Source organism: Palleronia abyssalis, assembly GCF_900302445.1.
GTDB lineage: Bacteria > Pseudomonadota > Alphaproteobacteria > Rhodobacterales > Rhodobacteraceae > Palleronia > Palleronia abyssalis.
Map to the genome: position 1 here is coordinate 221,757 of NZ_ONZF01000004.1, position 13,374 is coordinate 235,130.

Below are 13,374 nucleotides of genomic sequence, written 5' to 3' on the forward strand. Positions count from 1 at the left end.
CCCCGGGGCGGCGTTTTTCGTTGAAGCTGGAACACACGTGGTAACGATGGCGTTCTAGTAAATTGGCCCTGCGGAGTCGTGGCTTGAAATGATCGCCCTGAACGGTTTCGAGCCCTATGTCGCGCTCGGCCTCTTGGTTCTACTCTTTGCTGCTTTCCTGACCGAGAAATACCCACCAGACGTCACTGCGGCCGGCGGCGCAGCTGTATTCATCCTGTTGGGCTTCGTGCCCTACGACGATGCGATGGCCGTGTTCTCGAACCCGGCGCCGATCACGATTGCGGCGATGTTCATCATATCAGGCGCGATGGTGAGAACCGGTCTGATGGATGCTTTGGCAGACCTCGTGGTCACGCGCGCGGAAAAGCAGCCGATCGCCGGCGTGGCGATCTTCCTGAGTGCGACGATCCTGGCATCTGCTTTCGTCAACAACACCCCTGTGGTTCTGGTCCTGATCCCGGTGGTCGTTCGCATGGCGAAAAGCCTTGGCCTTGCACCGACGCAGCTTCTGATCCCCCGCTCCTATGCCGCTATCCTTGGCGGGACATGCACGTTGATCGGAACCTCGACCAACCTTCTGGTCGATGGAATTGCACGTGGATCGGGGCTTCAGGGGTTCTCGATCTTCGAGATTTCGGGCGTCGGCTTGATTGCTGCAGTCACCGGGATCGCGACGATGCTGGTGATCGGACCTCGCCTTTTGCCACATCGGACCGCGGCAAGCATCGCAGGCGCCGCGGAAGACGTCGTTTATCTGACCGACATTTCGGTCATGCCCGGATTTGAGGGCATCGGAATGCCCGTGGGCGCCGTGCCCGCATTCAATCGCGCCGGCATTCGGGTGACCGGACTCCGGCGGCGCGGAGAGACGATCCGCGGCGATTTCGACGCTATCCCGCTTGAGGCGCGGGACACGGTCCTGCTTCAGGCGACGACCTCCGAACTGCTGACCCTGTCGGGGATCGAAGCCCTGGTCACCGGACTGAAGCGCGGCGCCGATCCCACAGAGGAGGATACGCTGACCGTAGAGGCGATCCTGACACCACGCTCGACTGTTCCCCGGCCCCGTATCTCGGACCTGTCAGTCGGACCACGGGGCGGTGTGCGCGTCCTGGGTGTGCATCGGCACAATCACGTGGCGGGTCCCGACCTCGCCGCAGCCCGGCTGCGCATGGGGGACCGTCTGCTGGTGCGCGCCAGCGCATCCAGTCTGAAGCATCTTGCCGAGGCGGGTGATCTGCTGTCGGTCTCGCGCCCGTCAGGGCGCGCCTTCCGCCGCACCAAGGCGCCGCTGACCCTGCTGGCGCTGGCGGCCGTGGTGGGACTGGCCGCCCTGGGCATTGCACCGATCGGAATCCTTGCCCTTCTAGCCGTGGCAGGCCTTCTCGTGCTGAGATGCATCGACAATGACGAGGCGTGGGGGTCGGTGGACGGCGGCATCCTGATCCTGATATTTGCCATGCTGATCGTCGGACGCGGGTTGGAAGAGTCTGGCGCGGTCGAGCTCTTGGTCTCTGCCTTGATCCCCTTTCTGGAAGTGCTTCCGGCCTTCGGCCTTTTGCTCGCGATCTACTTCACGGCCTCGATCCTGACCGAGCTGGTGACCAACAACGCCGTGGCCGTCGTCTTGACGCCGATCGTCATCGCGACGGCCGAACCTCTGGGCCTCGACCCGCGCGGGCTGGTCGTGGCCGTCATGTTCGCCGCCTCTGCCAGTTTCGCGACCCCCATCGGGTATCAAACGAATACGCTGGTCTATCGCACAGGGGCCTACACTTTCACCGACTTCCTGCGCATCGGTGTCCCAATGAACATCGTAGTCGGCCTTGCGACCTGTGCCGCGATCCATTTCCTCTTTCCCCTTTAGGCGCGTCTTTGCTTTCCTTGGCGATCTTCCGCCAATATAGAGACCAAAAGACCAATCAAACGGGGCAGCATGGCGCATATCATTGTCGTCGGGAACGAGAAGGGTGGTTCGGGAAAGTCCACGACCTCGATGCACGTGGCGACCGCATTGGTTCGCATGGGGCACAAGGTCGGCGCCCTTGATCTGGATCTCCGGCAGCAAAGTTTCGGGCGCTATGTCGAAAACCGGCTTGCCTATATCGAGGCATCAGGCCTGAACCTTCCGGTCCCCGAATACCGCCTGCTGCCCGAGATCTCGCAGGAGGCTATCGAGCCCGGACAGAACATCCAGGATCAGCGGCTGTCCGCCGCGGTCGCCGGCCTTGAGTCCGAGATGGATTTCATCCTGATCGACTGCCCGGGATCCCATACCCGTCTCAGCCAGGTCGCCCACTCGCTGGCGGATACCCTGATCACGCCCTTGAACGACAGTTTTGTCGATTTTGACCTGTTGGCGAAGGTCGACGGCCAGACGAACAAGATTCTCGGGCCGTCGGTCTATTCCGAAATGGTCTGGAACGCCCGTCAGCTGAGGGCACGGGCCGGGCTGCCCCCCATCGACTGGATCGTGGTGCGAAACCGCTTGGGCGCACAGCAGATGCGCAACAAGAAGCGCATGGGCGAAGCTGTCGATAATCTGGCCAAGCGTATCGGTTTCCGCGTCTCACCCGGCTTTTCGGAACGGGTTATCTTCCGGGAACTGTTTCCGCGCGGACTGACACTTCTCGATCTCAAGGATCTGGGAGTGGGCGGATTGAACCTGTCGAATGTCGCGGCCCGCCAGGAACTGCGCGACCTTATCCGAGAGCTTCACCTGCCCGGCGTCGAGGTGACGTTCTAGGGGCTAGTCCAGATCCCAGGCGTCGGGATCGACGCCCTCCCCTATCGCGATCCAACTCGCGCCGAGGCGCGCGATCCGGCTGTCGTCCCACGTCTTTGCAACGATGACGAGGCCCTCCTCGGTCACGTCTTCGGCCAGAACTTCAAGGCGCAGGTTAGACGACGTCTCGACATCCCACAGTGACACCGAAACCTGAACCGAGGGAACCGACGTGAACGGCGTTTCAAAACGCACCGTGCGACGCACGACGCGAGGGCCGGTGTCGGTCCACATTGGGCCATCTGTGTCGAAATGGGAAAAAACCAGCGTCGTTCCGGTCTGGATGACGGGGTTTCTCAGAATATCGGGCATGCAGAAGAAGGCGGGGGGCGAAGTCGCCCCCCGATTGTCAAAGCGACGGCTGCTTGGCCGACAACCCGATATGAGACCCTACGGCCATCATGTCGGACAACAACTTTGCGGCGTCGTCGGTCGGTCCAGGTTCGTTGTGCGACTGCTCGATCGACTTTCGCTGACGTTCGGCAGCGTCTTCGACCATGCGGTCCAGGATTTCCTGGCTCATTTCGTCGCGGTGATAGCTTTCCTCGGCCAGAACCGAGATCCCCTCGGGCGTGATCTGTGCGAACCCGCCGGTGACGATATACTCGTCGCTGCCACGCTCTCCCTCGACATGCAGGATGCCGGGGCGCAGCGTCGTGATCAGCGGCGCGTGGTTGGGCATTGCGGTCAGGTCGCCTTCGCTTCCCGGGATCTTCACCGCGCGCGCCTGAAACGACGCCACGCGACGCTCGGGGCTGACAAGGTCGAACTGCATCGTGTCGGCCATTTCGGTCCTCCAGTAGGCGGGGTCGCTTTCTTGAGCAACCCCTCAGGAATCAGGCGGTGGCGTTCATCTTGTCGGCCTTGGCCTTCACGTCCTCGATGCCGCCTACCATGTAGAACGCACCTTCGGGCAAATGATCGTACTCGCCAGCGACAACCGCCTTGAAGGACGAGATCGTTTCTTCCAGCGGGACCTGAACCCCGTCGGAGCCGGTGAAGACCTTCGCCACGTCGAACGGCTGGCTGAGAAAACGCTGGATTTTCCGGGCGCGCGCCACGGACAGCTTGTCCTCTTCCGACAGTTCATCCATCCCCAGAATGGCGATGATGTCCTGCAGTTCCTTGTACCGCTGCAGGATGCCCTGAACGTCACGGGCCACCTGATAGTGCTCTTCGCCAAGGATGGACGGGTCCATCAGGCGCGAAGTCGAGTCGAGCGGGTCCACGGCCGGATAGATGCCCTGCTCGGAGATCGAACGGTTGAGAACCGTGGTTGCATCGAGGTGGGCAAAGGTCGTGGCAGGCGCGGGGTCGGTCAGGTCATCGGCAGGAACGTAGACAGCCTGGATCGACGTGATCGAACCCGATTTGGTCGATGTGATCCGCTCCTGCATCTGGCCCATGTCTGTGGCAAGCGTCGGCTGATAGCCCACGGCCGAGGGGATACGTCCAAGAAGCGCCGACACCTCGGAGCCCGCTTGCGTGAAGCGGAAGATGTTGTCGACGAAGAACAGAACGTCCGACCCGGACTGATCGCGGAAGTGCTCGGCCAGGGTCAGCCCGGACAGCGCAACGCGCATGCGGGCCCCCGGCGGCTCGTTCATCTGGCCATAAACCAGCGCCACTTGGCTTTCTGACAGGTTGTCGGGCTTGATGACGTTGGATTCGACCATCTCGTGGTAGAGGTCGTTGCCCTCACGGGTCCGCTCGCCCACGCCGGCGAACACGGAATAGCCCGAGTGAACCTTTGCGATGTTGTTGATCAGTTCCATGATCAGAACCGTCTTGCCCACGCCGGCACCGCCGAAGAGGCCGATCTTGCCGCCCTTGGAATAGGGGGCGAGCAGGTCGATGACCTTGATGCCGGTCACGAGGATCTCGGACGAGGTCGACTGCTGCGCGAAGTCGGGCGCGACCTGATGGATCGCCCGGAATTCGGTTGCGTTCAGCGGGGCACCTTCGTCCACGGGCTCGCCTACGACGTTCAGAATGCGGCCCAGCGTCACGTCGCCAACCGGCATCTGGATCGCATTGCCGGTATCGGACACGGGCTGACCACGTACCAGACCCTCGGTCGAGTCCATCGCGATGGTCCGGACGGTGTTCTCACCAAGGTGCTGGGCGACTTCCAGCACGAGGCGGTTCCCGTGGTTGTCGGTTTCGAGGGCGTTCAGGATCTCGGGCAGGTGGTCATCGAACTGAACGTCGACGACGGCGCCGATGACCTGGGTCACTTTGCCTTTTGCGTCAGCCATGGTGTTTCTCCGGTTCGTCTTAGAGCGCCTCGGCGCCCGAAATGATTTCGATCAGCTCGTTCGTGATGACGGCCTGGCGGGTGCGGTTGTATTCGCGGTTCAGGTTCTCGACCATGTCGTCCGCGTTCCGCGTCGCGTTGTCCATTGCGGTCATCCGCGCGCCCTGTTCGGACGCCGCATTCTCAAGAAGCGCAGCGAATATCTGCGTCGACACGCTACGCGGCAGCAGATCGGCCAGAATCGCTTCTTCCGACGGCTCGTAGTCGAAAAGTGTGTTGGAGCCGCTGGCCGCATCGCCCTCGGGCGCATCAAAATGCGCCGGGATGATCTGTTGCTCGGTCGGGACCTGCGTCATCGTGTTTTCGAATTCGCCGTAGTAGATATAGGCCACGTCGAATTCGCTCGCATCGAACCGCTTCAGGACGCCCTGCGCGATCTCCTGCGCATTGCCGTACCCGACCGTCTTAACATCCGACAGATCGACGTGATCGATCAGCATGTCGCCGTGGGTCCGGCGCAGCACGGCGCGGCCCTTTTTGCCGACCGTGACGATCTTCACCGTCTTGCCCCGGCTTTGCAGGTCACGGATCCGGACTTGAGCGCGCTTCACGATGTTCGTGTTGAAGCCGCCGCACAGTCCCTTCTCGGCCGTCATCACGACCAGAAGGAAGGTCTCCTCCTGGCCGGTCCCGCGCAGCAGTAGCGGCGCGGTCGGACTGTCGCCGACGCTTGCCGCCAGCTGGCCCATGACAGCCTCGAACTGCTGCGCATAGGGGCGCGCGTTCTCAGCCGCTTCCTGGGCACGGCGCAGCTTGGCGGCCGCGACCATCTGCATGGCCTTCGTGATCTTGCGGGTCGATTTGACCGACGAGATCCGGTTCTTGAGGTCCTTAAGGTTGGCCATTCAGCCTCCTCCTTCGCCGTGTCCCGAACTTATTTGAAGTCTGCGGCGTATTCTTGCAGCACCTTCTTCAGCCGATCGGCCGCGTCGCCCTTGATCTTCGGATCCTCGTTCGTGATCCAGTCCAGCACATCGCGGTTCTTGGTGCGAAGCGAGCTCAGCAGGCCCTCTTCGAACCGCTTGATGTCGTCCACGGCCACGTCGTCGAGATACCCTTCGGTGCCCGCATAGATGACGCATACGATCTCGGCATTCGTCAACGGCGCATATTGCGGCTGCTTCATCAGTTCCGTCAGGCGCTTGCCGCGGTTCAACTGGCGCTGCGTGGCCGCGTCGAGGTCTGAGCCGAACTGCGCGAAGGCCGCCATCTCGCGGTACTGCGCCAGTTCCAGCTTTACGGGGCCGGCGACAGACTTCATCGCGTTCGTCTGTGCAGACGAGCCCACGCGCGACACCGACAGACCGGTGTTCACGGCTGGGCGGATACCCTGATAGAACAGGTCGGTTTCCAGGAAGATCTGGCCGTCAGTGATCGAGATCACATTGGTCGGGATGAAGGCCGACACGTCGCCGCCTTGGGTTTCGATGATGGGCAGGGCGGTCAGCGAACCGTTGCCATAGTCATCGCCCATCTTCGCCGACCGTTCGAGCAGGCGCGAGTGAAGGTAGAACACGTCGCCCGGATAGGCTTCACGCCCCGGCGGACGGCGCAGAAGCAGCGACATCTGGCGGTAAGCCACGGCCTGCTTGGACAGGTCGTCATAGATGATCAGTGCGTGACGGCCATTGTCGCGGTAGTATTCGGCCATCGCAGTGGCGCAGTAGGGGGCGAGGTACTGCATCGGCGCAGGCTCGGACGCGGTGGCCGAGACGATCGTGGTGTATTCGATCGCGCCGGTTTCCTCCAGCTTCTTGACCAGCTGGGCAACGGTCGAACGCTTCTGACCGATGGCGACGTAGATGCAATACAGCTTCTTCGACTCGTCATCGCCGGCGGCGTCGTTATAGCTCTTCTGGTTCAGGATGGCGTCCATCGCGACAGCGGTCTTGCCGGTCTGGCGGTCACCGATGATCAGCTCGCGCTGGCCGCGGCCGATCGGGATCATCGCGTCGATGGCCTTGAGGCCAGTCGCCATGGGCTCGTGCACCGACTTGCGGGGCATGATGCCGGGCGCCTTGACGTCGGCCACGCGACGCTCGGACGTTGCAACCTCGCCCTTGCCGTCGATGGGATTACCCAAGCCGTCAACGACGCGGCCCAGCATCGCGTCGCCCACGGGGACGTCCACGATGGAGTTGGTGCGCTTGACGGTGTCGCCTTCCTTGATGTCCCGGTCGGACCCGAAGATCACGACGCCGACGTTGTCGGCTTCCAGGTTCAGCGCCATCCCTTGAATGCCGCCCGGAAACTCGACCATCTCGCCGGCCTGCACGTTATCAAGGCCGTAGACGCGGGCGATCCCGTCGCCGACGGACAGTACGCGCCCGACTTCGGCGACTTCAGCCTCTTGTCCGAAGTTCTTGATCTGATCCTTCAGGATCGAGGAAATTTCGGAAGCTTGGATGCCCATTTATCCGACCTCTTTCATGGTGTTCTGGAGGGAGTCGAGCTTGGTGCGGATCGACGTGTCGATCATTTTCGAGCCGACTTTGACGACAAGACCGCCGATCAGGCGCTCATCGACGGAAAGGTTGATGTTCACGTCGCGACCGACGGCATTTTTAAGCGCCTCGGCCAGGCTTTGGCGCTGCGCGTCGCTAAGGTCGCGAGCGGCGGTCACTTCGGCCGTAACCTCGCCACGCTCCCGCGCGATCATTTCGCGTAGCTGCCGGGCCAGATCGCGGGTCACGAACAGACGACGCTTCGAGGCCATCAGGCGCAGCGTGTTTGCGGTGATGCCGTGCAGACCCATCCTGTCGGCAAGCGCTCCGATGGCCCGCTGCTGTTGATCGCGCGAATAGATCGGGGAATGGACCAGGTCGCGGAACGCTTCGCTTTCGGCATGCGCCGACATCAGGGTGTCGGCATCGCTGGCGATCTGGTCGAGAGCGTTGTCTTCCTTGGCCAATTCGAAAATGGCCGTGGCATAGCGTTGAGCGATGCCAGATGAGATCGAAGCCGGTTCGGACACGTCCACCCTTTCGATGTTATTTCGCACCCCGACCCAGCGCCCGGAAGGCGTTGGGACAAGGTGCCGGTTTTGGACCACAACGGGCCGTTCGTCGAAATCGTGGTCGCTCTAGCAGAGCAGTTCCGGGGCCGCAACTGTCACATCGCCGTGGACTGCCCCGGTTTCGTCGCTAACGGTAAGGTCAGACACCCGAATGACGCGCCCGACCTGGCACCGGTTGGCCAGCTCCTTCGAGGACCCGCAGCGGACGCGCGATGCGGATGCCCTGCCCCCCGGCGCGGGCAGGCACCTGTTTCGACGCCTCGACCATCAGGACACCACCGGCGAAGCGCCCGGTGATGGACCGGCCCCACCGTTCAATCATGTTCCCCGATTTCAACCAGAACGGCTTTTCCGAGACCGGTTGATAGAGGGCTGCGGCGTGTCCGCGTGGATTGAAGTCGTAGCTGCGCAGCTGCCCCTCCAGTTGGCCCAGGCTGAAGGGACGTCCGAACCCGAACGGCGTTCGATCGTTGCGTGACCAAAGGCCTGCCCGGTTCGGGACGATGAACAGTGCTCGCCCACCGGGACCGAGCACCCGGTAGCACTCCTGGAGCAGATTGCCCGGCGTTTCAGACGTTTCGAGGGAATGCAGAAGGATCAACCGATCCGCGAACCCGGTTTGTATCGGAAGCAGCGTATCGTCGCACAGGACAGAGATATTGTCCTCGCCCGGGGGCCAGGCCATCACGCCTTGCGCCCCGGGCATCAGGGCGATCGTCCGCCGCGCCTGACGTTTCAGGGGGCGCAGCAGCGGCACGGCGAACCCCAACCCCAGGACCGTATCCCCGGTCACGTCGGGCCAGAATGCCGCAACCTGTTCGCGCACGGCCCGTTGCGCCGCGCGACCAAGGCGGGTCTTGTAATAGAAGTTGTGCAGGTCCTGCACATCCAGATGCATTGCCGCCCCGTCCGCTCGTCTTACTGTCCCACAATAGCACCAAACCCATGGGGGCAAGCAAATGAGTATCGAGATCGTCACCGTCGCCTGCCGAAGCGACAATTACGCCTTCCTGATCCGTAAGAACAACAGGACCGCTCTCGTCGACGCCCCCGAGGCGGCGCCGATCCTCGATGCGCTCAAAGAGCGCGGCTGGGACCTGCACGAAGTCTGGATCACTCACCATCACGCCGACCACGTGGAGGGCCTGCCAGGGCTGAAACAGGCGCATCCGGGGCTTGCCGTGACCGGCGCGCGCGACGATGCCACACGGTTGCCGAAGCTCGACCGCGAGGTCGCCGAAGGGGACGCCTTCCAGTTCGAGGGCCACGAGGTCCGCGTGCATGACGTGTCGGGTCATACGGTCGGACATATCGCCTTCCACATCCCCGATGCGGATGCCGCGTTCACCGCCGACAGCCTGATGGCCCTTGGCTGTGGACGCATCTTCGAGGGCACGCCCGAGATGATGTGGAACAGCCTGTCGAAACTCGCCGACCTACCGGCAGAGACACTGATTTATTCAGGTCACGAGTATACCCTGAACAATGGCCGTTTCGCCCTGTCGATAGAACCGGACAACCCCGACCTGAAGGCCCGTATGCAGCGCATCGAAGAGGCCCGGGATCGGAATGCGTTCACCGTTCCCTCGACCCTGGCTGAGGAAAAAGCGACCAACCCGTTCCTACGCGCCTCTTTGCAGGAGGTGAAAGACCTCATATCTATGCCTCAGGCCGACGACGTTTCCGCCTTCGCCGAGATCAGGTCCAGGAAAGATTCCTTCTGATTCGGCATGCCAGAACGGCGCAAGATTTCACCGGCCCTGCGGCACTCTTTCGCAACTCACGAAGATTGTGACGACCCGCGACCAGAATTTCCTTGAAGCTGGGCCCACAACAACCAAGCTTTAAGACAACAAGGCCAAGGTGGAACGGCGCCCCTCGCCGAACTGCCAGAACGATAAGGAGCACTGCCCGTGCCGTCATTCTCCACTACGCTCGAGCAAGCCATTCACCAGGCTCTGGCCCTGGCCAACACGCGCCATCACGAGCTGGCCACACTGGAACACCTTCTTCTGGCCCTCACCGACGAACCTGACGCCGCCAAGGTGATGCGGGCCTGTTCTGTCGATCTGGAAGAGTTGAAGCAGACCCTCGTCGAATTCATCGACGACGACCTCTCGACCCTCGTGACCGAGACCGAGGGCAACGAAGCCGTCCCGACCGCCGCATTCCAGCGCGTCATCCAGCGCGCGGCGATCCACGTGCAATCTTCCGGTCGGACAGAGGTGACGGGCGCAAATGTCCTCGTAGCCATCTTCGCCGAGCGGGAATCTAACGCGGCCTATTTCCTGCAGGAGCAGGACATGACCCGGTACGACGCGGTGAACTTCATCGCGCATGGTGTGGCCAAGGACCCCTCGCAATCCGAAACGCGCCCCGTCGCCGGCGCGCCGGAAGAAGAGTCCGACGATGACAGTCAGGTGGAAGACGTGGATGCCAAGGATTCGGCTCTGGCCAAGTACTGCGTCGACCTTAACGCGAAATCGCAGAAGGGCGACGTCGATCCGCTGATTGGGCGGGAACACGAGGTGGAGCGCTGCGTGCAGGTCCTCTGCCGCCGTCGCAAGAACAACCCGCTTCTGGTGGGTGATCCGGGCGTGGGCAAGACTGCCATCGCCGAAGGTCTGGCCAAGAAGATTGTCGAAGGACAGACGCCCGAGGTACTGTCGAAGACGACGATCTACTCGCTCGACATGGGCGCGCTTCTGGCAGGAACTCGCTATCGCGGCGACTTCGAGGAACGCCTGAAGGCCGTCATGCAGGAGATGGAAGAACATGACGACGCCGTCCTCTTCATCGACGAGATTCACACTGTCATCGGTGCCGGTGCAACATCCGGCGGCGCTATGGACGCGTCCAACCTGCTGAAGCCCGCGCTTCAGGGCGGCAAGCTGCGTTGTATGGGCTCGACCACCTACAAGGAGTTCCGCCAGCATTTCGAAAAGGACCGCGCCCTGTCCCGCCGGTTCCAGAAGATCGACGTGAACGAGCCGACCGTGGACGACAGCGTGAAGATCCTCGAGGGCCTGAAGCCCTATTTCGAGGAGCATCACGACATCCGCTACACCCACGATGCCATCAAGACGGCCGTGGAACTGTCAGCCCGTTACATCAACGACCGAAAGCTGCCTGACAAGGCGATCGACGTGATCGACGAAGCCGGCGCGGCGCAGCACCTCGTTGCGCAATCCAAGCGCCGTAAAACCATCGGCACGAAAGAGATCGAGGCCGTCGTCGCCAAGATCGCCCGCATCCCGCCCAAGAACGTCTCGAAGGACGATGCGGCCGTGCTGAAGGATCTGGAAGGCACGCTGAAGCGGGTCGTGTTCGGCCAGGACAAGGCGATCACCGCCCTTTCGGCTGCGATCAAACTGGCGCGGGCCGGCCTGCGCGAGCCCGAAAAGCCCATCGGCAATTACCTGTTCGCCGGCCCAACCGGCGTCGGCAAGACAGAAGTCGCCAAGCAACTGGCCGACACCCTGGGCGTCGAACTGCTGCGCTTCGACATGTCGGAATACATGGAAAAGCACGCGGTCAGCCGTCTGATCGGCGCGCCTCCGGGCTATGTCGGGTTCGACCAGGGCGGCATGCTCACCGACGGCGTGGACCAGCACCCGCATTGCGTGCTTCTGCTGGACGAGATCGAAAAGGCCCACCCGGACGTGTTCAACATCCTTCTACAGGTGATGGACCACGGCAAGCTGACGGATCACAACGGCCGCGCGGTCGATTTCCGCAACGTGATCCTGATCATGACCTCGAATGCGGGGGCCTCCGACATGGCCAAGGAAGCCATCGGCTTCGGCCGCGACAAGCGCGAGGGCGAGGACACCGCCGCGATCGAGCGGACTTTCACGCCTGAGTTCCGCAACCGCTTGGATGCGGTGATCAGCTTCGGCGGATTGCCTAAAGAGGTGATCATGCGTGTGGTCGAGAAGTTCGTGCTGCAACTCGAAGCACAGTTGATGGATCGCAACGTGTCCATCGAACTGACCCAGGAAGCCGCCGAGTGGCTTGCCGACAAGGGCTACGACGACAAGATGGGCGCCCGCCCGTTGGGTCGCGTGATCCAGGAGCACATCAAGAAGCCTCTGGCCGAAGAGCTGCTGTTCGGCAGCCTTGCCAAAGGCGGTGTCGTGCAGGTCGGCGTGAAGGATGGCGAAATCGATCTGCGGATCGACCCGCCGGAGACGCGCCGTCTTTCCTCGAAAAAGCCGCCCCTTCTGACGGCAGAATAAGTCCTGAACGCCCCGGTCACCATCGCCGGGGCGTTCTTCCTTCAGGGTCCGGCTTTGATGCGTCTCGCACTTCCCTTGATGCTTGTCGCCGCGCCTGCGGCCTCTCAGCAGATCGTTCTCCAACAGCCCGTCGATTGCGATCTCGGCCAGACGTGCTTTATCCAGCAATATGTCGATCACGATTCCAGTCCAGATGCGCGGGACCATACGTGCGGCCCCCTCAGCTATGACGGACATAAAGGCACGGATTTCGCCCTGCCCTCTCTCGACGCGATGGCACGCGGGGTCGATGTCCTTGCCGCCGCACCGGGGGTGGTTCGCGGGGTCCGTGACGGGATGCCGGACATCGCATCCAATGACGCGAACGCCGAAGGGCTCGACGGGCGCGATTGCGGCAATGGCGTTGTCCTCGACCACGCAAACGGCTGGGAGACGCAGTATTGTCACATGAAGCTGAACAGTATCTCAGTCGCTTCGGGTGATCAGGTCACCCCCGAAACGGTTCTCGGCGAGATCGGTCTTTCAGGCCGGACAATGTTTCCCCACCTTCACTTGTCCGTCCGCCGATCCGGGGATGTCGTTGACCCATTCGCGCCAAAGGCCGTGCAGGATTGTACGCAAGATCAGGGCCAGCAATTGTTCACGCCTGCGATCGATTACAGTCCGGGCGGCCTGATCGCCTCCGGCTTCTCCGACGGGGTTCCGGACTACAGCGCGATCAAGGCCGGAACCGCAGCTTCGGCAAACATGTCCGCTGATGCCCCTGCCCTCGTGATCTGGGGATACGCGTTCGGGGCGCAGGCGGGTGATATTTTGCGCATGCGGATCGACGGCCCCGACGAAGAAGTCATGTCGGAGGATCAGATGATCGAGGCGGCAAAGGCCCAGTTGTTTCACGCCATTGGACGGCGCACACCAGCCGGTGGATGGCCCGCGGGCGACTATTCAGGGCGGATCGAATTGATCCGCGACGGTCAGTCAATCGACACGGAGGATACGATGGTTCGGCTGCGATGAC

General features: G+C 62.2%; 12 protein-coding genes. 5 read left to right on the top strand and 7 right to left on the bottom strand.

The window, feature by feature from the left end:
* Positions 1-88: 88 nt before the first annotated feature.
* Both PAA8504_RS11330 and PAA8504_RS11335 read left to right on the top strand, forming a co-directional pair.
* Positions 89-1,867: an SLC13 family permease gene (locus tag PAA8504_RS11330; RefSeq protein ID WP_108894295.1), complete on the top strand. Its 1,779-nt coding sequence runs from the start codon at positions 89-91 to the stop codon at positions 1,865-1,867.
* Between the two features lie 69 nt (positions 1,868-1,936).
* Complete coding sequence (locus tag PAA8504_RS11335; RefSeq protein ID WP_108894296.1) at positions 1,937-2,746, top strand: division plane positioning ATPase MipZ; 810 nt, start codon at positions 1,937-1,939, stop codon at positions 2,744-2,746.
* A 3-nt stretch (positions 2,747-2,749) separates the two neighbouring features.
* Here PAA8504_RS11335 and PAA8504_RS11340 read toward each other — a convergent pair whose 3' ends face one another.
* The 7 genes from PAA8504_RS11340 to PAA8504_RS11370 all read right to left on the bottom strand — a co-directional run bounded on the left by PAA8504_RS11340 (position 2,750) and on the right by PAA8504_RS11370 (position 9,016).
* Positions 2,750-3,097, bottom strand: a complete 348-nt coding sequence (locus tag PAA8504_RS11340) for an H-type lectin domain-containing protein (protein ID WP_108894297.1) — start codon at positions 3,095-3,097, stop codon at positions 2,750-2,752.
* Between the two features lie 37 nt (positions 3,098-3,134).
* Positions 3,135-3,572: a F0F1 ATP synthase subunit epsilon gene (locus tag PAA8504_RS11345; protein ID WP_108894298.1), complete on the bottom strand. Its 438-nt coding sequence runs from the start codon at positions 3,570-3,572 to the stop codon at positions 3,135-3,137.
* Positions 3,573-3,621: 49 nt separating this feature from the next.
* Entirely contained in the window at positions 3,622-5,043 is a 1,422-nt protein-coding gene (gene atpD, locus PAA8504_RS11350; protein ID WP_108894299.1) for a F0F1 ATP synthase subunit beta, read from the bottom strand.
* A gap of 19 nt (positions 5,044-5,062) precedes the next feature.
* Positions 5,063-5,947 carry a F0F1 ATP synthase subunit gamma gene (locus tag PAA8504_RS11355; protein WP_108894300.1) on the bottom strand — a complete coding sequence of 295 codons (885 nt, stop codon included), beginning with the start codon at positions 5,945-5,947 and terminating at the stop codon, positions 5,063-5,065.
* 29 nt (positions 5,948-5,976) lie between these two features.
* Positions 5,977-7,515 carry a F0F1 ATP synthase subunit alpha gene (gene atpA, locus PAA8504_RS11360; RefSeq protein WP_108894301.1) on the bottom strand — a complete coding sequence of 513 codons (1,539 nt, stop codon included), beginning with the start codon at positions 7,513-7,515 and terminating at the stop codon, positions 5,977-5,979.
* Positions 7,516-8,082, bottom strand: coding sequence for a F0F1 ATP synthase subunit delta (locus tag PAA8504_RS11365; RefSeq protein ID WP_108894302.1), 567 nt, complete (start codon positions 8,080-8,082; stop codon positions 7,516-7,518).
* Positions 8,083-8,257: 175 nt separating this feature from the next.
* Positions 8,258-9,016: a class I SAM-dependent methyltransferase gene (locus PAA8504_RS11370; RefSeq protein WP_108894303.1), complete on the bottom strand. Its 759-nt coding sequence runs from the start codon at positions 9,014-9,016 to the stop codon at positions 8,258-8,260.
* Between the two features lie 61 nt (positions 9,017-9,077).
* On the opposite strand from PAA8504_RS11370, the gene gloB reads away from it, so the two are divergent.
* The 3 genes from gloB (at position 9,078) to PAA8504_RS11385 (ending at position 13,373) form a co-directional block, all read left to right on the top strand.
* Positions 9,078-9,842: a hydroxyacylglutathione hydrolase gene (gloB, locus tag PAA8504_RS11375; protein ID WP_108894304.1), complete on the top strand. Its 765-nt coding sequence runs from the start codon at positions 9,078-9,080 to the stop codon at positions 9,840-9,842.
* A 189-nt stretch (positions 9,843-10,031) separates the two neighbouring features.
* Positions 10,032-12,356 (top strand): ATP-dependent Clp protease ATP-binding subunit ClpA, encoded by a 2,325-nt coding sequence (gene clpA, locus PAA8504_RS11380; RefSeq protein WP_108894305.1) that lies wholly within the window; start codon positions 10,032-10,034, stop codon positions 12,354-12,356.
* A 57-nt stretch (positions 12,357-12,413) separates the two neighbouring features.
* Positions 12,414-13,373, top strand: coding sequence for a M23 family metallopeptidase (locus tag PAA8504_RS11385; RefSeq protein WP_108894306.1), 960 nt, complete (start codon positions 12,414-12,416; stop codon positions 13,371-13,373).
* The last annotated feature ends 1 nt before the right edge of the window (position 13,374 follow it).

Bases quoted from the DNA above. Each gene is read 5' to 3' on its own strand.
- PAA8504_RS11330 (WP_108894295.1), top strand. From the start codon at position 89: ATGATCGCCCTGAACGGTTTCGAGCCCTATGTCGCGCTCGGCCTCTTG.
- PAA8504_RS11335 (WP_108894296.1), top strand. From the start codon at position 1,937: ATGGCGCATATCATTGTCGTCGGGAACGAGAAGGGTGGTTCGGGAAAG.
- PAA8504_RS11340 (WP_108894297.1), bottom strand. From the start codon at position 3,097: ATGCCCGATATTCTGAGAAACCCCGTCATCCAGACCGGAACGACGCTG.
- PAA8504_RS11345 (WP_108894298.1), bottom strand. From the start codon at position 3,572: ATGGCCGACACGATGCAGTTCGACCTTGTCAGCCCCGAGCGTCGCGTG.
- atpD (WP_108894299.1), bottom strand. From the start codon at position 5,043: ATGGCTGACGCAAAAGGCAAAGTGACCCAGGTCATCGGCGCCGTCGTC.
- PAA8504_RS11355 (WP_108894300.1), bottom strand. From the start codon at position 5,947: ATGGCCAACCTTAAGGACCTCAAGAACCGGATCTCGTCGGTCAAATCG.
- atpA (WP_108894301.1), bottom strand. From the start codon at position 7,515: ATGGGCATCCAAGCTTCCGAAATTTCCTCGATCCTGAAGGATCAGATC.
- PAA8504_RS11370 (WP_108894303.1), bottom strand. From the start codon at position 9,016: ATGCATCTGGATGTGCAGGACCTGCACAACTTCTATTACAAGACCCGC.
- gloB (WP_108894304.1), top strand. From the start codon at position 9,078: ATGAGTATCGAGATCGTCACCGTCGCCTGCCGAAGCGACAATTACGCC.
- PAA8504_RS11385 (WP_108894306.1), top strand. From the start codon at position 12,414: ATGCGTCTCGCACTTCCCTTGATGCTTGTCGCCGCGCCTGCGGCCTCT.